At 56.9% G+C, this 26532-nt stretch carries 23 protein-coding genes and 3 tRNA genes; 16 read left to right on the top strand and 10 right to left on the bottom strand.

Annotated elements, in window-relative coordinates:
• Positions 1 to 41 precede the first annotated feature (41 nt).
• The gene (mnmA, locus tag BQ9843_RS06365) at positions 42 to 1145 is read right to left on the bottom strand and encodes a tRNA 2-thiouridine(34) synthase MnmA (protein WP_075844361.1); all 1104 of its coding nucleotides are present in this window, start codon (positions 1143 to 1145) and stop codon (positions 42 to 44) included.
• Between the two features lie 204 nt (positions 1146 to 1349).
• On the bottom strand, positions 1350 to 2285 hold the full coding sequence (cysK, locus tag BQ9843_RS06360; RefSeq protein WP_075844360.1) for a cysteine synthase A: 936 nt from the start codon (positions 2283 to 2285) through the stop codon (positions 1350 to 1352).
• 359 nt (positions 2286 to 2644) lie between these two features.
• On the opposite strand from cysK, the gene BQ9843_RS06355 reads away from it, so the two are divergent.
• Positions 2645 to 3073 carry an RrF2 family transcriptional regulator gene (locus BQ9843_RS06355; protein ID WP_075844359.1) on the top strand — a complete coding sequence of 143 codons (429 nt, stop codon included), beginning with the start codon at positions 2645 to 2647 and terminating at the stop codon, positions 3071 to 3073.
• Between the two features lie 95 nt (positions 3074 to 3168).
• Here BQ9843_RS06355 and BQ9843_RS06350 read toward each other — a convergent pair whose 3' ends face one another.
• Together BQ9843_RS06350 and BQ9843_RS06345 are read right to left on the bottom strand one after the other, a co-directional pair.
• Entirely contained in the window at positions 3169 to 3534 is a 366-nt protein-coding gene (locus BQ9843_RS06350; RefSeq protein ID WP_075844358.1) for a phage holin family protein, read from the bottom strand.
• Between the two features lie 138 nt (positions 3535 to 3672).
• A complete protein-coding gene (locus BQ9843_RS06345) occupies positions 3673 to 4167 on the bottom strand; it encodes a CarD family transcriptional regulator (RefSeq protein ID WP_075844357.1) in 495 nt (164 codons plus the stop codon).
• A 215-nt stretch (positions 4168 to 4382) separates the two neighbouring features.
• Here BQ9843_RS06345 and argS point away from each other — a divergent pair, with 215 nt between their 5' ends.
• The 7 genes from argS to BQ9843_RS06310 all read left to right on the top strand — a co-directional run bounded on the left by argS (position 4383) and on the right by BQ9843_RS06310 (position 13559).
• Complete coding sequence (argS, locus tag BQ9843_RS06340; RefSeq protein WP_075844356.1) at positions 4383 to 6236, top strand: arginine--tRNA ligase; 1854 nt, start codon at positions 4383 to 4385, stop codon at positions 6234 to 6236.
• Positions 6237 to 6751: 515 nt separating this feature from the next.
• Positions 6752 to 9460 carry a 4-hydroxyphenylacetate decarboxylase large subunit gene (gene hpdB / locus BQ9843_RS06335; protein ID WP_075844355.1) on the top strand — a complete coding sequence of 903 codons (2709 nt, stop codon included), beginning with the start codon at positions 6752 to 6754 and terminating at the stop codon, positions 9458 to 9460.
• A 23-nt stretch (positions 9461 to 9483) separates the two neighbouring features.
• Positions 9484 to 9744, top strand: a complete 261-nt coding sequence (hpdC, locus tag BQ9843_RS06330; RefSeq protein WP_040220990.1) for a 4-hydroxyphenylacetate decarboxylase small subunit — start codon at positions 9484 to 9486, stop codon at positions 9742 to 9744.
• 100 nt (positions 9745 to 9844) lie between these two features.
• Complete coding sequence (hpdA, locus tag BQ9843_RS06325; protein WP_075844354.1) at positions 9845 to 10789, top strand: 4-hydroxyphenylacetate decarboxylase activase; 945 nt, start codon at positions 9845 to 9847, stop codon at positions 10787 to 10789.
• A gap of 35 nt (positions 10790 to 10824) precedes the next feature.
• Entirely contained in the window at positions 10825 to 11760 is a 936-nt protein-coding gene (locus tag BQ9843_RS06320) for a tetratricopeptide repeat protein (RefSeq protein ID WP_075844353.1), read from the top strand.
• A 10-nt stretch (positions 11761 to 11770) separates the two neighbouring features.
• The gene (locus BQ9843_RS06315) at positions 11771 to 13072 is read left to right on the top strand and encodes an MFS transporter (protein ID WP_022386691.1); all 1302 of its coding nucleotides are present in this window, start codon (positions 11771 to 11773) and stop codon (positions 13070 to 13072) included.
• A gap of 46 nt (positions 13073 to 13118) precedes the next feature.
• Positions 13119 to 13559, top strand: a complete 441-nt coding sequence (locus tag BQ9843_RS06310) for a bacteriohemerythrin (protein WP_022386692.1) — start codon at positions 13119 to 13121, stop codon at positions 13557 to 13559.
• A gap of 141 nt (positions 13560 to 13700) precedes the next feature.
• Here BQ9843_RS06310 and BQ9843_RS06305 read toward each other — a convergent pair whose 3' ends face one another.
• Positions 13701 to 14297: a trigger factor gene (locus BQ9843_RS06305; protein WP_022386693.1), complete on the bottom strand. Its 597-nt coding sequence runs from the start codon at positions 14295 to 14297 to the stop codon at positions 13701 to 13703.
• 11 nt (positions 14298 to 14308) lie between these two features.
• A complete protein-coding gene (locus BQ9843_RS06300; protein WP_075844352.1) occupies positions 14309 to 14965 on the bottom strand; it encodes a Crp/Fnr family transcriptional regulator in 657 nt (218 codons plus the stop codon).
• Positions 14966 to 15581: 616 nt separating this feature from the next.
• Between BQ9843_RS06300 and BQ9843_RS06295 the strand changes: the two genes are divergently transcribed.
• The 8 genes from BQ9843_RS06295 (at position 15582) to BQ9843_RS06260 (ending at position 22169) form a co-directional block, all read left to right on the top strand.
• Positions 15582 to 16265: a transaldolase family protein gene (locus BQ9843_RS06295; protein WP_022386695.1), complete on the top strand. Its 684-nt coding sequence runs from the start codon at positions 15582 to 15584 to the stop codon at positions 16263 to 16265.
• On the top strand, positions 16265 to 18493 hold the full coding sequence (gene rho / locus BQ9843_RS06290; protein ID WP_407641413.1) for a transcription termination factor Rho: 2229 nt from the start codon (positions 16265 to 16267) through the stop codon (positions 18491 to 18493). Before BQ9843_RS06295 ends, rho begins: the two co-directional genes overlap by 1 nt.
• A 312-nt stretch (positions 18494 to 18805) precedes the next feature.
• Positions 18806 to 19777 (top strand): hypothetical protein, encoded by a 972-nt coding sequence (locus tag BQ9843_RS06285; RefSeq protein WP_075844351.1) that lies wholly within the window; start codon positions 18806 to 18808, stop codon positions 19775 to 19777.
• Between the two features lie 5 nt (positions 19778 to 19782).
• A complete protein-coding gene (locus BQ9843_RS06280; protein WP_230205628.1) occupies positions 19783 to 20274 on the top strand; it encodes a VanZ family protein in 492 nt (163 codons plus the stop codon).
• Between the two features lie 118 nt (positions 20275 to 20392).
• A tRNA-His gene (locus BQ9843_RS06275) sits at positions 20393 to 20469 on the top strand.
• Between the two features lie 20 nt (positions 20470 to 20489).
• Positions 20490 to 20566 (top strand) — tRNA-Lys (locus BQ9843_RS06270).
• 37 nt (positions 20567 to 20603) lie between these two features.
• A tRNA-Lys gene (locus tag BQ9843_RS06265) sits at positions 20604 to 20680 on the top strand.
• A 307-nt stretch (positions 20681 to 20987) separates the two neighbouring features.
• Positions 20988 to 22169, top strand: coding sequence for a pyridoxal phosphate-dependent aminotransferase (locus BQ9843_RS06260; protein ID WP_075844350.1), 1182 nt, complete (start codon positions 20988 to 20990; stop codon positions 22167 to 22169).
• Between the two features lie 116 nt (positions 22170 to 22285).
• On the opposite strand, the gene BQ9843_RS06255 is transcribed toward BQ9843_RS06260, so the two are convergent.
• From BQ9843_RS06255 to BQ9843_RS06240, 4 genes are all read right to left on the bottom strand, one after another.
• The gene (locus BQ9843_RS06255; RefSeq protein WP_040220977.1) at positions 22286 to 23290 is read right to left on the bottom strand and encodes a GGGtGRT protein; all 1005 of its coding nucleotides are present in this window, start codon (positions 23288 to 23290) and stop codon (positions 22286 to 22288) included.
• Between the two features lie 18 nt (positions 23291 to 23308).
• Positions 23309 to 24043, bottom strand: coding sequence for an iron-sulfur cluster assembly scaffold protein (locus BQ9843_RS06250; RefSeq protein WP_022386132.1), 735 nt, complete (start codon positions 24041 to 24043; stop codon positions 23309 to 23311).
• A 233-nt stretch (positions 24044 to 24276) separates the two neighbouring features.
• Positions 24277 to 24558: a hypothetical protein gene (locus BQ9843_RS06245; RefSeq protein WP_040220975.1), complete on the bottom strand. Its 282-nt coding sequence runs from the start codon at positions 24556 to 24558 to the stop codon at positions 24277 to 24279.
• The gene (locus BQ9843_RS06240; RefSeq protein WP_075844349.1) at positions 24551 to 25924 is read right to left on the bottom strand and encodes a Y-family DNA polymerase; all 1374 of its coding nucleotides are present in this window, start codon (positions 25922 to 25924) and stop codon (positions 24551 to 24553) included. Before BQ9843_RS06240 ends, BQ9843_RS06245 begins: the two co-directional genes overlap by 8 nt.
• Positions 25925 to 26532: the final 608 nt, after the last annotated feature.

Here is a 26532-nt window from a genome sequence, read left to right as displayed (position 1 = left end):
GAGTGCGACGAGCGCTCTGCGTTAATGCACGCGTCGTCGTGCTACTCCTTGAGGGCAGCAGTCACGGTTCCACCGCCAAGAACGACATCGCCCCGATAGATGACAACGGCTTGGCCTGGGGCGACGGCGTGCTGGGGTGCATCGAAGACGATCTTCATCTGTCCGTTGGCCTGACGCGTGATCGTTGCCGGCTGGTCCGCCTGACGATAGCGGTATTTAGCACGCACGCGAATACCGCCGGCGGAAAGCTCGACTTCCATGCGGTCTTCCGGTGCGCTCCAGATCCAATCGTTCGCGAGCAGGGCACCGACCGTCAGGTCCTCGAGCTCGCCCAAGTGCACGGTATTGCTTGCTGCGTCCACGCCGGTGACGTAGACGGGATGCGCCATCGCCACGCCAAGTCCCTTGCGCTGGCCGATCGTGTAGCGCAGCGCACCGTTGTGACGTCCGACCACGGTACCGTCGCGCCATACGATGTCGCCCGGCTCCGCTGCGTGCCCACATCGGCGTTCGATGTAGCCCGCGTAGTCGCCATCGGGGATAAAGCAGATATCCTCGCTCTCGGCTTTCTTTGCGTTGGCAAAACCCTGCTCGGCGGCAATGCGGCGCACGTCGCGTTCTTTATTCATGCCCGCCAGCGGAAAGATCGTGCGAGCCAGGCGCTCTTGGGTGAGCGAATAGAGAAAGTAACTCTGGTCCTTTTTGGGGTCTTCTCCGCGGTGAAGCTGCCAAGTGCCGTCGGGCGCCTGATCTGTTTTTGCAAAATGGCCCGTGGCGATATAGTCGCAATCCATGTCGAGCGCGGCGTCGAGTAGCGCTCCAAATTTGATGCGTCGATTGCAGATGATGCACGGGTTGGGCGTGAGTCCCGTCTGATAAGCGGTAACGAAACGATCGATGACGCTCTTCTCAAAGGTTTCTTGAAGATCGAGCACGCGATGGGGGATGCCGATGCGGGTGGCAACGGCTTTTGCATCGGCGATGTCGCGGTCGACTTTGCTGATGCCCGTTGCGGGGTCGGGTGCAGGGCAGGTGAGACGCATGGTCACGCCTGCGCATTCATATCCCTGCTGTTTGAGTAGATAGGCGGTTACGCTCGAATCGACTCCGCCGCTCATGGCAACAAGTACGCGCCCTTTGGACATCTGTGCTCCTTACGTGATGCCGTTCGAGTCTGAACGGCATTAAAACGGCGCGGGGCACATCCTGTCCCGCGCCGCTGATCTTTCCGATTGTACTGCATGCGTCGCACGATATCGTTTGCGTGCGCCGCGTTCGATTTTGCCCGCCTGCAGAGGGGCGCCGACAACAATCGACACCGATGTAGGCAGACTTCCGCGCCTCGGTTTTTAGGCGAACAGAGCCGTGGAGAGATAGCGCTCGCCGGTATCGGCAAGAAGTGCCACAATCGTCTTACCCTCGTTCTCGGGGCGCTTGGCAAGCTGGATCGCTGCCCATACGGCGGCGCCGGAGGAGATACCTACAAGCACGCCTTCCTTGTAGCCGACGGCGCGGCCCGTGGCAAAGGCGTCGTCGTTTTCGACCGTGATGATTTCGTCATAGACCTGGGTATCCAAGACGTCGGGCACAAAGCCTGCGCCGATGCCCTGAATCTTGTGCGGACCCGCCTGGCCTTTGGAGAGCACGGGCGAAGAAGCGGGCTCGACGGCAACAACCTTCACGTTGGGGTTTTGCTCCTTGAGGTACTCGCCCACGCCGGTCACGGTGCCACCGGTGCCCACGCCGGCAACAAAGACATCAACGTCGCCATCGGTATCGGTCCAGATCTCCGGACCGGTCGTTGCCTTGTGGATGGCCGGATTTGCCGGGTTCACGAACTGCCCGGCGATGATGCTGTTGGGAGTCTCCTTCTGCAGCTCCTCTGCCTTGGCGATGGCCCCCTTCATGCCCTTGGCACCATCGGTGAGCACGAGCTCGGCTCCGTATGCCTGCATGAGCTTGCGGCGCTCCACGGACATGGTCTCGGGCATGGTGATGATCACTTTGTAGCCACGAGCAGCGGCTACGGAGGCGATGCCCACGCCGGTGTTGCCGGAAGTCGGCTCGATGATGGTGTAGTCGCCACCGCGTACGAGCTTTCCTGCGCGCTCCGCCTCGTCAATCATGCTCTTCGCAACGCGGTCTTTAACAGATCCTGCGGGGTTGAAGTACTCGAGCTTGACGAGCACGCGTGCGTGCAGGCCTTCATCGCGTTCAAAGTGAGTGAGCTCGAGCAGGGGAGTGTGGCCGATAAGCTGGTCGATGGAAGTATAGACGTTGGACATGGTGTGCTCCTTAGCAGTTAGTTCTAGAAGAAAATGGACCGAATGCGCGGTAGGTGTGAGGCGCGAGAGGGGCTCATGCGCCGCTGCTACATCGTTTCTGCTCTTCCATATGACAACCTCCGGGTCGCGCCGAAGCAATTAGCCTATAAGTCTGCGGGTATATATGGGTTCCCGTTGGCAGTATTAAACGAGGCAAAACCTAGTATGTCAATAGGAATATAGTTTTGTTTCGAGACAATGAAGCGAACGGGCGCTCCCTGATTGCCTGGAGAGGCGATTTATCCAGCTTGCAGCATGTAATCAACCTAGTATTTTGGTATGATATGGTGGTTAAAGAAAGAGGAAAGAGGGCCAGTCATATGCTTGTTTCCACTAAGGGCCGGTATGCCCTGCGCGTCATGATCGACCTTGCGCAGCATCAGGCTGCTGGCCGCACGCCGCTTAAGAAGATTGCTGCGCGTCAGGGAATTTCCGAGAAGTATCTGGAGAATATCCTTGCTATCCTTGTGCGAAATGGCATGCTTTCCGGCATGCGTGGCAAGGGGGGCGGTTACTGCCTAACGCGCCCCGCCGATCAATACACCGTAGGCGAGATTCTGCGTCTTACCGAGGGAAGCCTCGCGCCCGTTTCCTGCCTTGTCGAGGGCGCCGCCGCCTGCGATCGCGAGGCAACGTGCACCACGCTTGGCATGTGGACCAAACTTCACACCATGATTAACGAATACCTGGACAGCGTGACCGTAGCCGATCTGGTTGCAGAACCTCAGTCGTTCGATTACATCATTTAAAGCGAAGCACACGGCGTGAGCGAATCTCGCGCCGCAAGACATCTAGGCCATCCTGCGAGGCGCCGGGCTGCCCTAAAGCGGCCCGGCGCTGTTGTCTATTCTTCAACTACGCCGTTCAATATCGCGCACATGATGCTCACGATGATGGCGCCCATGAAGGCAGAGCCAAAGCTTGCGATGGATATTCCTGCGCCAAGGATATTGATAGAAAGCCAGCTTGCAAGCTCAAGCATGAAGCTGTTGATGACCAGCTGGAAGATTCCGAGCGTGATGATGGTCACGGGCAGCGAGATGGCGGTGATGATTGGCTTGACAAGCGAGTTGACAAATCCCAAAAACAGGCCGACAAACATGAAGCTCACCCATGCCTCGCTTGCACCAAATGGTGCAATGCCGGGAACGATGAACGTAGCGATCGCAACGGCGATCGAGGTGAGGAGCCAATTGAGCAAAAAGCGCATGATAGATTCCTTCAATCGAAGAGCTATTGGGATATGAATACCCATCATCGCGCCGCGTCTAACACAAAAGTGCCCCATACAGCAAAGACGGGCATGCACACGTGCACGCCCGCCCGGCAAGCTCTCTTGAGGATGATGCTAGTTTTGGCCAAAACCTTCAAACGTCTGCGCGATGCGTGCCTCGACATCGTCTTCGCTCACGCCAAGGGCAACGGCAAGCTCCTCGACCGAACGGCGATGGGCTTCCTTAAGAATGCGCATATAGTAGCTACTGGGCTTCTTTGCCTGAGATTCTGCGTCATGAATGCGGCAACGCATAGTCTTTGCGACCTGAATCGTGGTGGGGGCACCTTGCTTGAGCAGCTGCTTGAAATAGCTCTCCTCAAGGGAGCTGTTGCGCTCGGTAAACGAGTCGCATGCTATCGAATCGTAGTCGGAGAGCAACTTTTCGGCCTGGTCCTTGTCGATACAGGCGTGAAGGCGGTCGACCTGCGATACAGGATAGAGGAGCTTGGTCTTCGAGTGTCCGGAGTGGGCTTCGAGTTCGATCATGGGGGTGGGGGAGTCCTTGAACCCCGTCACCGTGCAGACGCCCTGGCCCGGATGTATCACGTGCTCACCGATCTTAAACATGCTTCCTCCATCTTTTAGACGCGTACCTGTTTCAGAATAGCATCTCTACGTGCGCTTTTGTTGAAAATGACCAGAAAAATCCCACATGATTGCACGGTTGGGTAAAAGCGCGTCGGCAGGTCGGTGTGCTAGAGTATTGCCTGCTTGTGCCGATAGTTGGCGCAGCGCTCGGCAGGCGATCAAGAGCCTGCGAGATTCGTTATAGAGGAGGACCCATGTCCCAAAAGATCGAACAGCTCCTGCGCGATGCCCTTGCTGCCGCCATCGACGCCGACGAGCTGCCCGCATTCGAGCTCGACGACTATGCTCTCGAGCGCCCGGCAGACACCTCGCATGGCGAGTGGACCACTACGCTTGCCATGAAGTCGGCAAAGCTCGCGCACTGCGCCCCGCGCAAGATCGCCGAGGCGATCGTGGCGCACCTTCCCGAGGACGCTTCGGTCGAGAAGGTCGAGATCGCAGGCCCCGGCTTCATCAACTTCTATCTCTCCGCTGCCGCCAAGAACGCCGTGTTTGGCGAGGCGCGCGCTCAGGGTATGGATTTCGCTCGCAGCAATGCCGGTGAGGGAGTCAAGACCCAGGTCGAGTTCGTATCCGCAAACCCTGTGGGTCCCATGCATATCGGCCATGGCCGCTGGGCAGCCCTTGGCGACTCCCTGTGCCGCGTTATGGAGCATGCCGGCTATGACATCCAGCGCGAGTACTACATCAACGATCACGGCAATCAGATGAATACCTTCGGAAACTCCGTTGCCATGCGCTATATGCAGCTTGCCGATATCGTTCGTACCCGCGGTGTCGATATCGATGAGGCGCACAAGATCCTCGTTGCCGATCGTGACGCCTTTGCTGCCGACGACGCCGACGAGCATCCCGAGACCCATCCGTATCAAAATGAGTTTGCCGAGAAGCTCGGTCGTGACTCCTACGGCGGCTCCTACATCATCGACGAGGCTGCTTACTTCTATCGCACCGATGGCGACAAGTGGGTCGATGCCGACGAGCACGATCGCATGATGGAGTTCCGCGAGCGCGGCTACCTGCGTATGCTCGAGGGCATCAAGCAGCTTTGCCACGACGTGAACTGCGATTTTGACGTTTGGTTCTCCGAGCGTACTCTCTACGTCAAGGATGGCGAGGGAGAGCTTGCCGGCACTTCGGCCGTCGACCGCGCCTTCAAGAAGCTCGACGAGATGGGTTATCTCTACGAGAAGGAAGGCGCCCTGTGGTTCCGCTCGACCGATCTGGGCGACGACAAGGACCGCGTTCTCATCAAGTCCGATGGCGAGTACACGTACTTTGCTTCTGATGTTGCCTATCACTGGAATAAGTTCCAGCGCGTGGATCATGTGATTGACATCTGGGGCTGTGACCATCATGGCTATATCAATCGTGTTCGCAGCGCCTGCGATGCTCTGGGTTACCCGGGACGCTTCGAGGTTCTGCTCGGCCAGCTCGTAAACCTGCTGCGCAACGGCAAGCCCGTCAAGATGTCCAAGCGCCGTGGAACCATGATCACGTTCCGCGAGCTTGTGGACGAGGTCGGCGCCGATGCTGCGCGCTATACGCTCATCTCGCGCTCCAGCAACCAAGAGATTGATTTCGATATCGAAAAGGTCAAGGCCAAGACGCAGGATAACCCCGTCTATTACGTGCAGTACGCCCATGCGCGCATCTGCTCGATTCTCCGCCGTGCCGCCGATGTGACGCCCGAGGAAGCGGCGGCGCTCGGCATGGATGCCGTTGCAGCCCGCGCTATCGGCGAAAACGTGGATTATGCTTTGCTCACCGACCCTACCGAGCTGGCTCTTTCCCGCAAGCTCTCCGAGCTCTCCGAGCTCATTGCTAGCTGCGCACGCGATCGCGCGCCCTTCCGCCTTACGCATTATGCAGAGGAACTCGCTGGCGACTTCCACAGCTTCTACGCCGCTTGCCAGGTTCTGCCGAGCGAAGGCCGTCCGGTCGATCCCGCGCTTTCGCGTGCCCGCCTGGCCGCGTGCGATGCCGTGCGCTCTGTTCTTGGACTGGTTCTTTCCCTCGTGGGCGTCTCGGCGCCCCAGCGTATGTAGTAAATCGCTGTAAAGTGAGCTAGTTTTTTATTAACCCCTGCTAAGGCGTTTTCTCAAGGGGATTTTGCAAGCCCGTCCGCGGTTCGCGGACGGGCTTTTTTGTTCTTAAAAGCGCTTGCGAATGTCTAAAACCCTCTTTCCACCGGGTATTTAGACATTAAAAAGGCTTATTTTGGTATGCAGGAAATGGTCAAATTTATACATTGATTCGTTAACAATTGTGAAACATGCACAGGTGAACGAGGTCATTCTCTTGTACAGCGATTTATATACAACGTACTTTATTCAACTAGAGTTTATAGTTAACTATAGTAAACCTGCGCATCGTGCTCGCACCACATACCGAACACATCCTCTGAGCGACCGTTCGGCTTGCTTTTGCGCAAAGTACACGTCACTGAACGGTGGTTCACCACGTACTATCCCCCTAGCGATGCGGGAAGCCCGAAGGAGGGACACGAAGGCCAACCGCAACGAAGTTAGGGTCTGCACGTTTGCACACAAGGAGGTACACCGTGGACAAACAGACAAAGATCTTTGAGATTCTCGAGGCACGCAACAGGCAGGATAAGAGCTTGGACGTCTCTGTTGACGCCGGCTACACCGAGGAAGAGATTCCCGCGCCTAGCCCGCGTTTTGAGAAGCTCATCAACATCTACTACCAGATGAAGAACACCATCGATATGGAGATCCCATATTGGTATAACCGTGTCTGGTGGGAGAACGAGGGTGACGTTCCCGAGATTCGTCGCGCTAAGGCTTATGGTGCTGCTCTCGCACACACCACCCCGACCATCTGGCCGGGCGAGCTGCTCGTTATGAATAAGACCAAGAACTGGCGTGGTGCCTTCCCGTTCCCGTGGGTCGACGCTTCGTTCTTCAATGCCCAGGCTGAGGCCCTCCTCGCCGAGGCTGAGGCTCCGGCTCTGGCCGAGGCCGACCGTATGTCCGTCGTCGGTGCCGGTGGCGGCAACGTCACCGAGAGCTATGGCAACGTCGTTTCCATCGCTCAGAAGTTCGGTCTGCGCAAGGAAGAAGTCCCCATCCTGGTGAAGATTTCCAGGTACTGGGATAACTGCTCCATCGAGGTCGTTACCCAGAAGTACTCCGAGGCTATTCCTGACTACTACAAGTACAAGGCCTATCGCGACACCGTTCTCGTCATGTTTGACTCTTGGGCCATCCCTCAGGGTCGCGAGATCATCAACTACTACATGCCTCTCGAGTATGGCTTTGACCGCATCATCGAGATGTGCGACGAGAAGATCGCCGAGATCCTCGGTCTTGCCGAGAACGGCGACGGTCTGCTGGGCATGAGCCGTGGCTACTACTACATGGCTATGAAGGAGATCACCAAGGGTCTCTCCGCTTGGGCCGACAACTACGGCAAGCGCGCCGAGTCCCTCGCTGAGTGCGAGCCCGATCCTCAGCAGAAGAAGGAGTACGAGGACATCGCTGTTGTTATGCACAACATCGCTCACAAGCAGCCCTCGACCTTCCGTGAGGCCCTCCAGCTCACCTTCCTGTGCCACCTCGCTGTCGTCAACGAGGACCCGCAGTCCGGCCAGTCCATCGGTCGTCTGGGCCAGGTCCTGCAGCCCTTCTATGAGAAGGACCTCGAGGACGGCACCATCACCGAGGAAGAGGCCATCGAGCTTCTCGAGCTCTACCGCATTAAGATCACCTCGATCGAGTGCTTCGCCTCCTCCGGCGTTACCGGCGGCGTTCTTTCCGGCAACACCTTCAACAACCTGTCCCTCGGCGGCCTTGCTCGTGACGGTCTGACCGCTGTCACCCCGCTTGAGTACCTCATCGTTGAGGCCGGCACCCGTGCCCGCACCACTCAGCCGACGCTTTCCGTCCTCTATGACGAGAAGACGCCTGAGGAGTTCCTCATGAAGGCAGCTCGCTGCTGCAAGGGCGGCCAGGGCTACCCCGCATGGATGAACAACCAGTGCGGTATGAACTACATGCTGCGTCATTATCACGACGAGGGCATGACGGTCGAGGACGCCCGCGCATGGTGCCTCGGCGGCTGCCTCGAGTCTTCGCCTGGTTGCTTCTTGCCGCTGCACTACAACGGCAAGACCACTTGGATCCCCGGCGGCGCTGCTCCGACCGCTGGCACCGGTATTCACTTCACCGGTTTGCCCAAGCTGCTCGAGCTCGTCCTCACCAACGGTGTCGACAAGCGTACCGGCATCAAGGTCTTCGAGCCGCACAACCGCGAACTCAAGACTATGGACGACGTCTGGGATGTCTGGATGGACTACATGACCGAGCTGTGCGACATCTCGCTCAAGGTCAACAACATCCAGATGGACATCTGGCGTAAGAACAACCCGCCTGTGGTTGCCTCCCTCCTGAAGCCTGACTGCTTCACCAAGGGCCAGACCCTCTCCAACATGGGTTGCCGCTACAACTCCACCATCAACTTCGAGTCCTGCGGTACCGTTACCTTCATCAACGCGATGGCGTCCCTCAAGAAGAACGTCTTCGACGAGAAGAAGTACACGCTCGACGAGATGATGGATGCACTGGAGCACAACTTCGGCTTCAAGACCGCATTCGAGACTGGCGTCTTCTCGCCCGACCGCCGCGAGGCTACCGACGAGGCCGTGAAGTACGAGAAGATCTTCACCGACTGCGTCAACGCTCCTAAGTTCGGCAACGCCGATCCTTATGTCGACGACCTCATGGTGCACTACGAGGACCTCATGACCGCGCTCATGCCGACCCTGAAGTCCTACTACGGCAAGCCGCTGTACATGTGCCAGATCTCCGTGTCCACGCACGGCCCGCAGGGCGCTATCACCCTCGCATCCGCCGACGGCCGCCTCGCTGGCGTTACCTACGCCGACGGCTCCGTCTCGCCTGCCGCCAACACGGACAAGAACGGCATCTACGCAGTGTTCACCTCTGCTACCTGCTACGACCACTCCAGGAACCAGAACGCTCAGATGAACGTCAAGATTCACCCGAGCGCCGTGGCCGGCATCAACGGTACTCGCAAGCTGCTCGACGTCATCCGCGCCTACATGCGCAAGGGTGGCTTCCACGTCCAGTTCAACATCACGTCTTCCAAGACGCTGCGCGAGGCCCAGAAGAAGCCTGACGATTATCGTGACCTCATGGTTCGCGTCGCTGGCTTCACCCAGTATTGGTGCGAGATCGGTAAGCCTATCCAGGACGAGGTCATCTACCGTACTGAGTACGAGATGTAGAAAACTGAGGAGTTGTATTCGATATGAAGCATTACGAGTGCAAGCATTTCCTGGCGCTGGACTGCGAAAAGGGCATGTGCGCCGTCAGCAGGATGATTGTTCCGCTGGACGGCGAGGGCTCCGACGCCTGCCCCAACTTCGAGTGCGGCAAGCTGTGCAAGTTCTGCGCTAAGTTCCACGATGCCGATTCTCATGGCATCGGCACCTGCTCTGGTTTCGAGAAGGAGACCTGGGCATACGGTGACTGCGGCGCCTTCTGCTGCGAGAACTTCGAGAACGCGTAGCAACACGTTCTGACTTCCCTATAGCGGGATTTAGGTCCCGGCCGGTCTATCGCCTGGCCGGCCGGGACTTTTCTATTCCTACCACGTGATCGGAGGGGCCATGAGCGCCGAGCCCACAGGCATGATTTTTGATATTCAGAGTTATTCGGTGCACGATGGTCCCGGCTGCCGCACTAACGTGTTCTTTACGGGATGCCCCTTGAAGTGCCGTTGGTGTGCCAATCCGGAGAGCTGGCGTCCCAAGCTTCAGTTCATGTTTGCTGACCGCGTGTGCAAGTGGGACCAAGGCTGCAAAGCATGCAGGGATGCGTGCCCCCACGGATCGATTCAGTTCGACGAGAACGGAAAGCCGAGTGTAGACTGGAAAATCTGCAACGACTGCGAGACCATCGAGTGCACCACGTCGTGCGCTGCCGGTGCTCTTAAGCAGACCGTTCGCATTATGACGGTATCCGATCTTGTCAATACGCTGCGTCGCGACTACAACAACTGGGGTTCTGACGGCGGCGTCACCTTTACCGGCGGCGAGCCGCTTCTGCACCATGAGTATCTGGATGCGGTTCTTAAGGAGTGCAAAAAGCTCTCGATGCACACCGCTATCGAGACCAGCGGATACGCTACCGAAGAAGTGTTCATGAAGATCTTCCGTCGTCTGGACTTCGCGTTCGTCGACGTCAAGAACATGGATCCCGAGGCCCACAAGTGGGGCACCGGCGTTTCCAACGAGCGCATTCTTAACAACATCCGCGCCCTTAAGCGTTCCGGATGGCCCGGACGCCTGGTGCTTCGCCAGCCGACGATCCACGGTTTTAACGACAGCGATGAGAACGCAAAGCGCCTCATCGAGTTCATGAACGAGAACGGTCTCTACGAGATCAACCTGCTTAAATTCCATCGCTTGGGCCAGACCAAGTGGGAGCAGCTGGGTAAGGAGTACGAGTACTCCGACCATGGCGATATGACTCCCGAGCGCATGAGCGAGCTGCAGGATCTGTATCTCGACAACAACATCGCCTGCTATGTCGGCGATGACACTCCGTTCTAATTAATCTCAATCGTGTAGCTGAGGAGGCGTTGGACATGGTTTTCGACGCTAACGCATATAGAGCGACGGTGAACGATTACCGTCGCCAGGGGGACATGAACGCGCTCGAGGGTTATCTGACCCAGGAAATCGCGCGTTTGCGTGAATCGGGCACGATTTGCGCTGGCGTCGCCTGTACGTGCGGCAAGGATGCCGACGCCCTTGCCGAAGAGGATGCTGCATGGCAGCATAATCGCGAGCAGGGCCTTGTTGTCGCCCTTTCCGACCTAGCCGATCTCTATCGTTCCTCCGGCGCTTGGTACAAGTGCCTGGAGACGTATGAGGAGCTTCGTCAGTGCCTGATCGATGAAGGCCTTGAGAACACGCCTGCCTATGCAAGTGCTCTGGTCAATGCCGGGTATGCCTGCCTGGATGCAACCGATCCGGAGCGCGCTGCTCGTCTTATCGAGGAGGCCCTTAACGCTTTGGGCGATCCCGACCCCGAGGTTCCCACTGCCGTTCTGCGCGCTCGCGCTCACGATGCCCTGGCTGTTTCTTGGGCTATGCGTGGCTTTGCCGAGCAAGCGGAGCAGGCATCGGATGCTGCCGCCGAGGCGGTCTCCGTATGCTGCGCGACAGGGGAGGACTTCATCGGCGCCCTTTCCAACCACATTGCAACTCTGGCGCAGATTGGGCGTGTCGATGAGGCTGTTTCCGCCGTGCGCAGCGCACTTGAATCCGGTGAACAGACTCTAACAGCACAGGACCGCTACACCTTGATGAATCTTCACGCGATGGTGCTCTATCGCGCCAAGCGCTTCGCCGATGCCGGCGATGCCATGGCAGAGCTCATCGACCTTGCCCGCGCTTCAAACGATTTGACGGCACAGCTTCCGTCGATCGCCCGCAACGCGGCAACTATGTACAACCGTGCCGGCGATGCCGAGAGGGCTCAGTCCTTCACTGCATTGGCCGACCAATTGGAAAGCTGAGGTTACACTCATGGCAATCTCCAAAGAGACGGCTAAAAAATATGGTACTTGTACCGTAATCGCTGCATGGCTTGCCGTTTTCTGCCTCTTTGGCTACAGGTCTTCGTTCTCCATCATGCAGACGTCGCTTGTCGACGGCATGGGCTGGACTTCGACCCAGGCCTCGCTCGGCTATTGCTTTATGATGACGTTCTACGCCATCACGGCATTCTTCAGCGGCTCGCTGATCGACAAGCGTGGCACCAAGCCCACCTACATCATCGGCGCTATCTGCTGCTTCCTGGGCTTCTTCCTGACTTCCTTCATTCCTGAGGGCGTCTCCTGGTCCTTCCCGGTCTACCTGCTGAGCTACGGCGTCTTCGCTGGCGTCGGCACCGGTATGCTTTGGGTCTCTTCGACCATCTCCTGCCGTAAGTGGTACGTTGGTGCCTCCTATGGCTCCAAGTGGGGCCTTGCCTTCATGGGCGCCCCGATGGCCCAGCTGCTGCTCACCATCGTGGTTTCCCCGGTTCTTAAGAACGCCGGTTGGTCCATGGGCATGAAGCTCCTCTCCGTGATCATGGCCGTCATGCTGCTTATCGCCGCTGCCGTTGCTAAGCCCATGCCCGACAAGATCGGTGCTCAGCCCTTCGGCCTGGACTCCCTGCCCAAGAAGGACGAGAACGCTAAGCCTGCTCGCACTTGGACTGTTGGCGAAGCCTTCAAGACTCGTGCTCTGTGGTGCGACATCTTCGCCTTCATGTTTGCCGTCATGGGCGAGTTCCTCATCTGGTCTCAGGTCGTTCGCTTCTTCACCATCGACCTCGGCTGGACTCAGGAGTCCCTGTTTGGCATGCCTCTTGCTAACGTTGTCTACATGCTTATCGGTTTTGCTGGCATCTTCGCTATGCCTATCACCGGTAAGATTTCGGACGCCCTCGTTGTCAAGATGGGCGTCGAGCGCCCCGCTCGTCGTCTCATGCTCGTCGTCTCCCCGCTGTTCGGTATCGCTGGCGTTCTTTGCGCACTGACCGGTAACTTCCCGATCGTCTGCCTGGGTATGGTCCTGCTGTCCGTCTACTGGGGCATTGAGCCCGGTGGCGCTGCTGGCTATGCCGGCACCGTCTTTGGTGGCGCTTCCCTCGGTAGGATCTGGGGCCTCTCCACGCTCATCATCATGGGCATCGGTCCTTCGTTCGGTACCTTCATGGGCGCCTTCCTGTTCGACATGACCGGCACCTACACCACGTCGCTCTACTTCGGTCTGGGCGCCTACATTGTTTCCACCATCTTCGCCATCCTGCTTCCCAACAAGATGAAGGGCGAGGAGTAAGCCCGCTAGTTGTTGAAGCATGGTTTAACCCTTAAGGAGCTTAATTATGAAGACTGCCGAATTCCTTCCGAGCCTTTATACCCGCAATGAAGTTGTCGATGGCCAGCACAAAGAGCTCATCAAGCGCATCAACGACCTCTATGCCGCCCTTGCAAGCGAAGACGAGGCCACCCGCGCCGCTAAGGCAGAGGAGACTCTGAACTTCCTGGCCGAGTACACGGTTTTCCACTTTGCTAGCGAAGAAGAACTTATGCAGAATGCAAAGTACCCTCTCTTCACTGAGCATAAAGCTAAGCACGACGCGTTCGTCGAGACCGTCAAGGGTCTTCATGCAGACCTCGTGGCCGGCGGCCCGACCGATGCTTTTGCCGAGAAGGTTGAGGAAGAGGTCACCAACTGGCTCATCAACCACATTAAGGGCACGGATATGCAAGCGATCGAGTGGATTAATAACAAGTCCGGCGATCAAATGCAGAATCTGCAGTAGTTCCATCTGCTAGCCTCTCTCGACGCCCCCGGCTTTACGGCCGAGGGCGTTTTTCTTTGTGCGGCCGCGTTCTAATAAAACGAATCCGGGCGCCCGCAAGTTTCGGGCGCCCGGATCGGAAAGAGGACTCTTTGTTTTTTGCTAGTTGAGCACAAGCTGTTTCATGAAATCGGCTGCCTTGGATACGGAGATATCCTGACGCACACTTTCATTTTCGCCGCTAGCGGCGAAGAATCCCACGAGGCCCTCGGTAGGCATACCGTAGGAGGAGGAGAGACGCTCGACCTCGTTGGCGTAATCGGCGTCAGTGGCCTCGAGGCCTTCTGCCTTGGCGATCGCCAAAAGGACGATGCGTTGCCTGAGCTGCTGCTTCGCCTCAACTTCGAACTCAGCGATAAGCTGGTCCTTGGTGGTCTTCATGGCCTTGAGGTAATCGTCCAGCGAAAGTTGGTCGCTCTCTAGTTTTTGCTGTAGTGTGCGGCCCATGGAGAGGGCTCGTTCGTGTGCAATCTGCTTGGGGACGCGTAGCGTGCTATTGCTGGCGACTTTCTCAACAAATGCAGCTTGCAGGAAGTAGTCGGTAGTGAGCCCCTGCTGGCTTTCGGGCACGGCGGATGCTTGCTGAACGGCGCGCTCACGTTCTTCATCGGTGAGAGTGATCGTGCGATAATCCGCAAGTTGTACCGGGATGCGGAAAGACTCGTAGGTAACTTCCACGGTGTTCGGTGCTTTGGTCATGATGTTTGTTCCTAATCGCGATTCTCGTTGAATTCCAGAGCGGGCTGGGCGATATTTCGCAGTTGCTCGCGGTCCCTGATGCTTACGAGGCCGGTTTGCTCATAAGAGATGATTTTGAGTGCCTCGAAGTCGGAGATGATGTTGTATAGATTGCGGCGGCTGATTCCTAGCTCGTCGCAGGTCTTGGAGACGTTTTCCATGTAGCAATCGTTATCCTCGGCATTGAGAATAAGGTGAGCCGCAAAGCGTTGGCGCGGGGTGAACAGGTCGTAGGACAGTCTGCGACGGTACATATCGTAAAGGCGCGAGCTCATCTTGAAATAGAAGAAGAGTCTGAAGTCTTTGTCCTTGATAAGGTTGTTGAAGATGGGATTTGGAATGCGGATGCAGGCGCAGGGCGTGACTGCGATGCAGTCGCAGTATAGATTCTGTCCCCAGTACTTGCTTAAATGTCCGGTCCACTCGTCTTCAACGTTGTCGTCTACGTGGATGCGCCTGCCGTTGTGCGAGGTCGCCACAACCTCGATTTGGCCTTCGATTACATACCAGTAGTCTTCATTGCGCGCGATGGAGTCGGTGATACATTCGCCCTTTCCAAAACGATGGAGGATTTTGCATTTAGGATAATCCTTGATAAAGGGATAAATTCCAGAGTCCTCAAGCTTCACGTGCCGCCTCCCTTGCAGTCACGGCGGAATCTGTAATTGGCTGTATTATCGACACTTTGGTGGGCAACGTATACGCGCAAAATGCGCAAATCTCGGATGAACGGCAGTATTTTTCGATTAACGTTAAAGGTTGCGTATGGGGTTATTCAAAGCTTGTACGGATGTGCTTTAAATACCTGTGTTTCCAGGGGTTTCCATGCAAAGGGGATTTGTTTTTACCTGCATGTAAAGCAAACTGGATCATTAAATTAATGGCTATGGTTTTATGGCTTTTGATTATGAAATATCCCGCTCGGTTGGCGGGAGTGTCACGGAATACGCGCGCCGTGCGATGGATTTATTAACGATGCGATCCGTAGCGCATCGGTGTTTGCAAGTGTGTGAAGCTCGCTGGCCTATTCCGTTGTGTTGCGCCTTGCATGCTTGTGCTACACTTGGCAAAAGAGCGCAACACAACCACTTTCTACAGTTCTATTACGTATTTGCTGATCGCATATAAGCTTCACCTGCGTATTTGCGCTGCTTTGAACTCGCGCAAGAGGCGAGTTGAATTCTCTCTATTCATAGGAAGCATGCCACGGCAAGAGTGGCTGCATATAAGGAGGTAGTATTCCGCATGAAGTTCTTCATCGACACCGCTGATCTTGACGAGATTGCAGAGGCCAAAAGCTGGGGCTGCCTAGCCGGCGTCACCACCAACCCGTCCCTGTATGCCCGCACGGGCGGCAAGCTTGCGGACTTCGAGCCCCACATGCTGAAGATCGCAGAGCTTTGCGAGGGTCTTCCCGTTTCTGCTGAGTCCACCGCGACAACCGCTGAGGGCATGATCGAGGAGGGCCGCCGCCTTGCTGCGCTCGCCCCCAACATCGTGGTCAAGCTTCCCGTCTGCGAGGCAGGCCTTGCCGCCACGCATGCGCTTGCTGCTGAAGGCGTCCGCATTAACATGACGCTCGTCTTCTCTGCGACTCAGGCGCTTCTTGCTGCTAACGCCGGCGCTCGCTACATCTCGCCGTTCGTCGGTCGCTTTGACGATATCGCCGAGGACGGCATCGAGCAGCTGGCCAACGTCGTTACCTGCATCCAGAATTACGACTGGACCGGCAAGAACGTCGATGACCAGGTCGAGATCATCACCGCTTCCGTGCGCACTCCCAACCACGTCACGCAGGCGGCCCTGCTGGGTGCCGACATCGCGACCGTGCCGTTCGCCGCGCTTAAGAAATGCCTCCAGCATCCCCTGACCGATCGTGGTCTCGCAAGCTTCGAGGCTGACTGGAAGAAAGTAGTTGAGCAGGCATAGTGGCAACTGAAGAAACTCAGATTCCCGAGAATCAAACGCCTGTTGAAGTTGATGCTGCGCCGAAGGCCCCCGCGCGCCCGCGGCGCACGCGCAAGGCTGCGCCGAAAGCTGAGGGAGAGGCTGCTCCGAAGCCCGCTCGCAAGCGTACGCGCACGGTGAAGGAGGAGACGGCAGAAGCCGTCTCTTCGGAGGTGGCGCAGGCCCGTGCCCTTGCGCAAGTCATGCAAGCGCAGGTCGTTCGTGATGAGCGCCAGCGCCAGGAGCGCGAGGTCGAGGTGCTTGTGGGCGATACCCCCGCGGCACCTAAGAAGACAACGCGTCGCCGCAAGGCGACTGACATAGCGAAACCCGCCGATTCGGAGAAACCGTCGGAAGTGTCCGTTCCTGCCGAGGCTCCGACTTCTGCCACCGAGGAGCCCGCTCGCCCTGCTCGCCGCACGCGTAAGCCGAAGGTGGACAAAGCCTCAACGGGCAAAGAGGAGGCCGAGGAGTCATCAAGCGAAGCTCCTGCATCTGACGATTCGCAGGAAAAGGACGTTCGCCCTGGTCGAGCCCGCCGTACGCGCAAGGTGACCGCGACGTCGCAGGAGGCACCGCAAGACGACTCCCTGGCTCCTTCCGAAAAGGCGAATGAGCAGGATACGCCCGCACCTAAAGCCGCACCCAAAGAGGAAAAAGAACCTGAGGGGGCAAAGCAGGTCGAAGAGCCCAAAGCGGCAAAGCGGGGCAAAGGGGATGAGTCAAAAGACACATCCGTCAAGAAGGACGCCTCAACTTCCGAGGGCGATGCTTCGACTGCAGATTCCTCAGATTCCGCTCGTGGCGATAAGCGCCGCAAGCATCAAAACAAGCGCGAACATGCCGAGCGCAACGATCGCAACGGCGATCGCCGCAATGGCCGCCAGCAGAACCGCAAACAACGCGGAAACAATCGCTATGCTGCTCCTCTAGAACCGAGCCTCTCGCGCGAGGAGCTGACGGCAATGAAGGTTGCCGAGCTGCGCGAAAAGGGCAAAGAGCTCGACCTTGATGTGGCTGGCAAGAAGAAGGCCGAGCTTGTCGAAGAGATTTACGTCGCCGCTGCCCGTGCAGAGGGTTTCCGCGACATCCAGGGCATTCTCGACATCACCAATGAAGGCTTTGGTTACATTCGTGCTCACGGGTATATGCCCAGCCGCGATGACGCTTTTGTGCCGCTGAATATGATTCGCGCCGCTCGCCTGCGTCCGGGTGACGTGATCGAGGGAACGCTGCGTCCTTCTCGTGCAAACGACAAGTTCCCGGGTTTGGCAAAGATCCGTGCCATCAACGGTAAAGATCCCGAGGAAATGCGTCATCGCCCCAAATTCTCCGAGCTCACGCCGATTTATCCCAACGAGCCGCTAAAGATGGAGCATGGTCGCGATTCCATTACCGGTCGTGCTATCGATATCGTTTCGCCGATTGGCAAGGGTCAGCGCGGTCTGATCGTCTCGCCGCCCAAGGCGGGCAAGACGACTATCTTGAAGAAGATCTGCCAGTCGATCGCTGCGAATAATCCCGAGGTTCATCTCATCTGCCTGCTGGTAGATGAACGCCCAGAGGAAGTTACCGACATGGAGCGCTCCATCAAGGGCGATGTCGTTGCCTCGACGTTTGATATGCCTGCCGATAACCACACGCGTGTTTCCGAGCTCGTTATTGAGCGCGCGAAGCGTATCGTCGAGATGGGCGGCGACGTGGTGGTCGTACTCGACTCCATCACCCGTCTTGCTCGCGCATATAATCTCGCGGCACCGGCATCGGGCCGTATTCTTTCCGGCGGTGTCGACTCTGCGGCGCTGTATCCGCCCAAGCGCTTCTTGGGCGCCGCACGCAATATCGAAAACGGCGGATCTTTGACGATTCTCGCTTCTGCGCTTATCGACACGGGCTCCAAGATGGACGAAGTTATCTTCGAGGAGTTCAAGGGCACTGGCAACATGGAGCTTAAGCTCGACCGTGACCTGGCCGATCGTCGTATTTTCCCGGCTATCGATCCGGTTGCGTCCGGTACTCGAAACGAAGATCTACTTATCGACGAGAGCATGCGACCTTTTGTTTGGGGCATTCGCCGAATTCTCGCCAATATGAACAACACCGAGCGCAGCGCGGCTGCGTTCATCAAGGGTCTCAAGGGAACGAATTCTAACGAAGAGTTCTTGATTCGATCGGCGAAAAAGGCTGCCGATCACGAAGCTTCGCTCTAGCGCGTTTTCGTAAGAGTTTCTGGGAACCGGGGAGGATTGACCTTCCCGGTTCTTTTTTGCAGCTTTTCCTGGATGTCGTCGTTCATTTATCTGAACAATTCTTGCAATTACCTTGGGTTTTGCGCATAATGGCCATAATACGCGACGGAAAACGCAGATGAAACGAACCATAATCCGTTGCTAGGGGCCCAGCGTTTCCCAGCTACATGAAACTTCATCATTTTCCGCAGGCGCGCAGGCGTGGCTTTTGCCTACCAAAAGATGGCGAAAGCCGCTGATGTTGGATTGTGAGTAGTCGAAGGGATTCTGGTCATGGCTTCTAACGTTTGCGCACATCGCGCTCTTACGGCCGGACTGTCCGCTGGCGCGTGCCTGGCGATTCCCGCGGTTGCGTTTGCGGCGACGATTCCGTTTAAAGACGTCCATGCGGTTGTTGGAACTGCGGCAATGCCATTTGCGATCGGCTCTCTTGCTGGAATGGGCATGCTTGTCGCTACAAAGCGCTTGATTTCTTCGCATGAGGAGCAGCTTGATCAGGCTGCCGAGCATGTTGAGGCCGTCGCGCATCGACGCTCGGAGAATGTCCGCGCTGCGCACCAGCAGGGAGTGCCTGTTATCTCCCGTGCCGTGGATGCGCTTTCGGAAGAGGAGGCGTGGGCAGAGATCGACTCGTTGCTTGATTCGGATCTTTCGGTGAGTTGCGACCCCATCCATTCCAAAGACATGTATCAGATTGCCCTTGAAGAGATCGCGCGTGGGACCGCTTCCAATACGGCCTGCGAATCCACCGACACTTTTATGACGATTCCCGATGCTGCCGTGACGGGATCTTCCCGTTCGCAAGAGCAGACTGCTGCCAGGTCTAGTGCGGTCGCGGCGTCCGTTGCTTCGATTTGTCCTGATCCGGTACCTGAGGAGCTCGAGGAGCCCGAGGCCATTGAGGTGCCCATGGTTGATTACAGTGGGCATGAGGACATGTGGGCGGCGGCCTTGGCGATTCTATCCGAGGATGCGGAAGAAACGCGCGCTATCCCGGTTGGCGAGGCAGTGCCGTTCCAGACTGCTCAAGGGGCGGAAACGACAGCGCCCGTTCCGCAAGAGCGCTGCAGGGCTATTGCGGAGGGCGCACGCTCAACGGGCTTGCATACGCATGTGAACGAGATTCTTGAAGAGGAGTTCGATAAAGTTTCCTCGCAGAGTGTTCGTACGCGCAGCCATGAGTATCTTCGCGTTATTCAGGGCGGAACCATGACGATGCCACGACTTGTCGCCCAGGAAGCATAGGGTACGTGATCGTCTTCTTTCCCTTGAGTGAAGGCGACGCGTTGGCGCCGCTTTCGCGTAGATGGCTTATCGCTGCAGGCTGCATGACCCTCTTTATTTGGGGAAACTCGCTTGTCCCTGGAACGGGCAGTTCCCATCTGAGCCTTTCTGTAGTGTCGATGGCGCGGTCTTGGCTATCTGGAGTGGGATTGCCTTCAGCTTGGCTCACCAATCTCTTGGTGAGAAAAATGGCTCATTTTTCTGAATATGCGCTATTGAGCATATTGGTTCACAGCGCTTTTTCGACAGGTCCGAAGCTTTCGATGCGCCGTTTTGTGATGGTGTGCGTCGTCCCCGTTATGGTGGCTTGCGTCGATGAGACGATTCAGCGTTTTGTCCCCGGGCGTTGCGGGACTCCAGTCGATGTTTTGATTGATTGTTGCAGCGCGGCTTTTGGCATTCTTGTATGCCATGCGATGGGGCGTGCGTTGCGTCGGAGGAAAATTGGACATGAATAGCCTCTTTGTAAGCTTAACGTGCTGGTAAATGGCAAATAGGCTAAAAAAGTTAAAAAAGGGGCTTGCGCGCTTGGTCGTGGGAGTGCATAATAATCAAGCGCTTTGAGAGAGGCACATGGTGGGTGTAGCTCAGTTGGCTAGAGCGACGGGTTGTGGTCCCGTAGGTCGAGGGTTCGAGTCCCTTTACCCACCCCATCATCTCTCATAGAGTAGTTGGACCGTTAGCTCAGCTGGCTAGAGCAGGGGACTCTTAATCCCAAGGTCCAGGGTTCGAATCCCTGACGGTCCACCATTTCATAATCAAAACTCCAGCGATGGAGTTTTTTATTGGACCGTTAGCTCAGCTGGCTAGAGCAGGGGACTCTTAATCCCAAGGTCCAGGGTTCGAATCCCTGACGGTCCACCATCTGATTTTACGGCCTCATTCGTGGGGCTTTTTTATTAGCTATTCGAGACGGTGCTGTTTTCTCCTGCGGATCTGAATCAGTTTTCATCGTCTTGTTTGCGCCCGGTGGCGCCTTCTCCCACACACTGGGGCATACGCGTCGCATTTGTCCTTTCAGCGTCATGTACGAGGTATCAGTAAACATAAGCTTTATTGTGGCACTGCCGTTGCGTTAAAACGTTTCCAAATTATTCCAGGCTTCATTAGCGTTTAATGTCATCCCCTTTGGGAGTACACTCAGCCCGTTCGTACTACCAAGGGGGCAACAATGCAGCCACTGTCCGACCGTACTGCCAGTTTTACCGATTCCGTTATCCGTCGTATGACGCGTATCTCGCTTCGATACGATGCAGTTAACCTGTCGCAGGGTTTTCCCGATTTTGATCCGCCTTCAAAGCTTCTTAAGAGTCTCGAAGAGATCTCAAGGGATCCTTCGCCGCGCTACCATCAGTATTCCATCACCTGGGGTGCCCAGGCTATGCGCCAGGCGCTTGCCGAAAAACAATCGCGGTACATGGGCATTCCTGTCGATCCCGATGAGAATATCGTTGTTACATGCGGTTCAACAGAAGCGATGATGGCTGCGATGATGACTGTGACCAATCCGGGCGATAAAGTGGTTATCTTTAGTCCCTTCTACGAAAACTACGGTGCCGATACGATTCTTTCGGGCGCAAAGCCTGTCTATGTGCCGCTTAATCCTCCGCAATTCGATTTTGATCGCAAGGCGCTAGAGCATGCCTTCTGTGAAAACAGGCCAAAGGCTATTGTCCTTTGCAACCCTTCAAATCCGTGCGGAAAAGTGTTTACGCGCGAAGAGCTCGAGTTCATCGCGAGCCTATGCAAGAAATACGATGCGTACTGTATTACAGACGAAGTCTATGAGCACATCGTCTATGCCCCTTGTAAGCATACCTATATGGCCAGCCTTCCGGGGATGTTCGAGCGCACCATTAGCTGCTCTTCTCTGTCCAAGACGTACTCGATTACGGGATGGCGTTTGGGATACACCATCGCCGCGCCGCAGATTACCGAGCGCATCAAGAAAGTACATGACTTTTTGACTGTGGGAGCTGCGGCGCCTTTGCAAGAGGCAGTAGCGTGCGCTTTGAGATTCGACCAAAGTTACTACGACGAGGTTCTGGCGCTTTATACGCATAAGCGTGATCTGTTCTGCAAAGGGCTTGACGAACTTGGCTTGGTTCATAACACGCCCGAGGGCGCCTACTATGTGCTTATGGACATCAGCGAATTTGGCTATTCGAGTGACCTTGAGTTTTGCGAAGATCTGGCTCGTCTTGTAAAGGTCGGCGCTGTGCCGGGCTCGAGCTTCTTCCGTGAGCCTGTCAACCATCTCATTCGTTTTCATTTCGCCAAAAAGGATGAGACGCTGTTGGCGGCTTTGGAGAATCTGAAGAGCCTGCGCGATACGATTCCTTCCCGTTGCTGACTGGTGGACCGAAGGGGCCCTCGCCCCAATTTATCGTCTGAGCTTCTAAAACAATAGGGCCGTCGCCTTTGATAGGCGACGGCCCTATGAGTCAATTTCGCAGTTGCGAAGAAGGACTAAGCGTTCAGAGCTTCCTCAACGGCAACGGCGCAAGCGACGGTGGCACCGACCATGGGGTTGTTGCCCATGCCGATGAGACCCATCATGTCGACGTGCGCAGGCACGGAGGAAGAACCGGCGAACTGGGCGTCGGAGTGCATACGGCCCATGGTGTCGGTCATGCCGTAAGAGGCAGGGCCGGCGCCCATGTTGTCCGGGTGCAGGGTGCGGCCAGTGCCGCCACCAGAAGCGACGGAGAAGTACTTCTTGCCAGCCTCGATGCGCTCCTTCTTATAGGTGCCAGCGACAGGGTGCTGGAAACGCGTGGGGTTGGTGGAGTTACCGGTGATCGAGATGTCGACGTTCTCGTGCCACATGATGGCAACGCCCTCGCGAACGTCGTCGGAGCCGTAGCAGTTAACGGCGGCGCGGGGACCGTCGGAGTAGGGGATGGTCTCGACGACCTTGAGCTCGCCCGTGTAGTAGTCGAACTGGGTCTTCACATAGGTGAAGCCGTTGATGCGGGCGATGATCTGGGCGGCGTCCTTGCCCAGGCCGTTGAGGATAACGCGCAGCGGCTTCTTGCGAGCCTTGTTGGCGTTCAGAGCCAGGCCGATGGCGCCCTCAGCGGCAGCGAAGGACTCGTGGCCAGCCAGGAAGGCGAAGCACTCGGTGTCATCGGAGAGCAGCATAGCGCCCAGGTTGCCGTGGCCCAGACCGACCTTGCGGTCCTCGGCGACGGAGCCGGGAACGGTGAAGGCCTGGATGCCCTCGCCGATGATGGCGGCAGCCTCAGAAGCAGTCTTGGCCTCGCGCTTGACGGCGAGAGCGCAGCCGAGGGTGTAGGCCCACTCGGCGTTCTGGAAGGCGATGGACTGGGTGTTGTTGACGATCTCACGCGGGTTGAAGCCCTTGTCGGTGCAGATCTGCAGAGCTTCCTCGAGGGAGGCGATGCCGTTGTCAGCGAGGCACTTGTTGATCTTGTCAGCGCGGCGCTCGTAACCTTCGAACGTAACAGTCATTGTGTTTTCCCTCCCTTTCTACTCGTGAACCGGGAACACGCTGGCGACGGAGTGGGTTTCCTCGTCAGTGCGCGGGTCGATGTACTTGGCAGCGTTCTCCCACTGACCATAGTGGCCCATGGCGCCAGCGATGGCCTCCTCGGGGGTCTTACCGGCCTTGACGGCGTCGGTGAACTTGCCGAGGTTCAGGAACTCGAACGCGATGATCTCGTTCTTGTCGTTGAGAGCCATACGGGTGACGTAGCCCTGGGCGAGCTCGAGGTAGCGAGCGCCCTTTGCCTTGGTGCCGAACATGGTGCCGACCTGGGAGCGAAGGCCCTTGCCAAGGTCGTCGAGGGAGGCGCCCACGGGCAGGCCGCCCTCGGAGAACGCGGTCTGGCTGCGGCCGTAGACGATCTGCAGGAAGATCTCACGCATGGCGACATTGATGGCGTCGCAGACGAGGTCGGTGTTCAGGGCCTCGAGGATGGTCTTGCCCGGAAGGATCTCGGAAGCCATGGCGGCGGAGTGGGTCATACCCGAGCAGCCGATGGTCTCAACGAGTGCCTCCTCGATGATGCCCTCCTTGACGTTGAGCGTGAGCTTGCAGGCGCCCTGCTGGGGTGCGCACCAGCCCACACCATGCGTAAGGCCGGATATGTCGGAAATCTCCTTGGCCTGAACCCATTTGCCCTCCTCGGGGATGGGTGCGGGGCCGTGGTATGCGCCCTTAGCGACGGGGCACATGTTTTCCACTTCCTGTGAGTACTGCATGCCTCTCCTCTCTTTCGTGTTTGGGGCCACGCAGGGCTGCCCGAGGCGAACGATCCCCGTGCGCGGTGTGCGCGCTTTGAGAGACGGTTTCCGCGTTTGACCTTGCGCAAGCCTTATGACATGCACGGCTATCATACCGCGTTTTTCTCTTGACTATTCGTCGAACGGCCGAGAATTCAGTCCTGCACGATGTTTCAATTATTGATGCGCTTCAATCTTTCTTTTCGCCTGTGTCATGCGTCAAAACTCTCGCGGGCGGTCTTTTTGAAACGTTCTTGCGCCTTCCATTCTTGCTCGCGGATGAGGTCGAAATAGCCCGTGAGGGCGGCAAAGGGCATGAACTGCGCCGCGCGCTTTGCGCGCGCTTTTCCGTTCGCGCAACGCGAGGGTGCCGCCGTCGAAGCGCCTTCGGCACATTCGTTTTCGTGCTTTTCGCTAAGGGGCGCGCGAACGGCTTCGAATGTCAGCTCCCCCCAGGGCGAGGGGATGTTCTTGCTTGCATCCATATCAGGCATGATGTCCTCCAACTTGTTTGTTCCGTTCCCGGCCCGTTGCTTCCTTTCGGTAGCTGGCGCCACGCATCAGCGCGTTTTTGCCGTACCGATGTTTGACGTCCAAGATTGCGCCTTGTAGGTTGCGCTCTTCCGTTTCATGTTCACAGCCGTTGAAGAGCGTGCAGGTACGCAGCTCTTCGGGAATAAGGTTGCCCACGCCGATGTTGAGTCGTTTTATCGTGCGTTCTTCATCGGCGATTGCCCGATAAAGGGTGTCGAAGTGCGAAAAGAGCAGGGAGAACGAGCCCGTTTGCTCGGGAAGCTTTCGAGATCCCGTGACGCAAAGGTTGGGCTCTCGGGCCATGTTTTGCATGCCGTGCTCTCCGACAAAGATCGTAGGGCTGCGTGCTTTTGTTTGGCTTTTGGGCGTTGCGTATCCGATATAGAGTGAAATACGGTCGCATACTGCACGTTTTTCCAACAGGTCAAAGGAAAGTGATTCGACCATTTCACGCAAGATCGTACGCCCTTCCTCAAAGGAGTAGGGACGGCAGAGGACCTGTCCCTTGCTGAGCGAGGAGGCCGATGGACGGTACGTGTGGATATCGGCCATCGTACAGCTCTCTTGTCCCCAGGCGTGGTCGATGAGGTATTCCGCATTGACGCCGAACTCTTTATAGATGACCTCTTCGGGTAGTTGGGTGACCCCCTTAAGATCAAAGGCTCCTAGACGTTCGAGACGGCGCGCTATTCCCGGCCCGATACCCCAGATATCGGTTATGGGCCGATAGTTCCACACGTGCTGTCGAAAGAGCTCCTCATCGAGGACGCCGATGCCGTCTTCTGCGTGCTTGGCCGTGATGTCGAGCGCGACTTTTGCCAAGAAGAGATTTGTCCCGATTCCAGCCGTTGCAAGTATGCCAAAGCGTTTCTTCACAGCGCCCATCAGCTCTAGGGCAAACGTACGCGCATCGCAGCTATATAAAGAGAGATAAGGCGTGGCATCGATGAAGCACTCGTCGACGGAGTATACGTGGATATCTTCGGGCGAGACGTATTCGAGGTATGTACCATAGATTTGGGCGGAAACCTCCATATAGTGACGCATGCGGGGCTGCGCTACCGTGTAGCGGACATTTGCGGGGATCTCAAAGATGCGACAGCGGTTGCGTATCCCCAAGCGCTTCATGGCCGCTGTGATGGCGAGGCAAATGGTTCCTCGGCCGCGCGTAATGTCGGCTACGACAAGATTGTCTACAAGGGTATCGAGCCCTCGATCGACGCATTCCACACTTGCATAGAACGTTTTCAAGTCAATGCAGAGGTAGATGCGTTTCCCATCTTGCCGTGTTGATCCTTGATTCACACTGCCTCCCGTTGCAAACATATGTTCTAAGAACGTTTGTTCGATAGTATCGACTCGTGCGGACAAGAGTCAAGGAGGGGAAGCGGATGCATATATAAATGGGAATGGCCGGAGCGTGAGGACGGGAGGGCCGCGACGAATCAAAAAATCAAGAGCCTGCCATGAGCACTTCGAAGGCAGGGATCATGGAGAGGACGCTTAACCCTTAAACAGAGAGGTAGAGAAGGGGCAGCGTGAGGGGTGGTGCTTTACGGCAACAAATAAGTCCAATGCGACGGAGTTCCAGAGCGGTCTTGATTCATCGTGAAGAGCGGTCCCTGCACAAACCTCTTTCTAGATAATGCTCTTGTAAGGGCGTGGGCGCTCGGAGAGATCGGCGGGGTCGGATTTCAGCTTTGCGAAAGCCCCCCAATTGTGTGCGAGATGTGGAGACCGATATTCCCGTCCCCGGTCGGCCTCCCCTCTGGCATTATTAATCCCTGCGCGACGGCAGCCGACAGGCGGGCCGGCGCGGGTACCTTGAGAACCGGATACCGCGGGTGGAGCGATGGCATATCGGCTCCATCCGGGACAGATGCACTAAATCATACCAATTCGAAGTATGAGCGAATGTGTACGGAAGAATAACT

It is taken from the genome of Collinsella bouchesdurhonensis, assembly GCF_900155365.1.
Classification (GTDB): Bacteria; Actinomycetota; Coriobacteriia; order Coriobacteriales; family Coriobacteriaceae; genus Collinsella; species Collinsella bouchesdurhonensis.
Note: the sequence above shows the minus strand (reverse complement) of the source record. Positions and strands in the feature narration are given on the sequence as shown.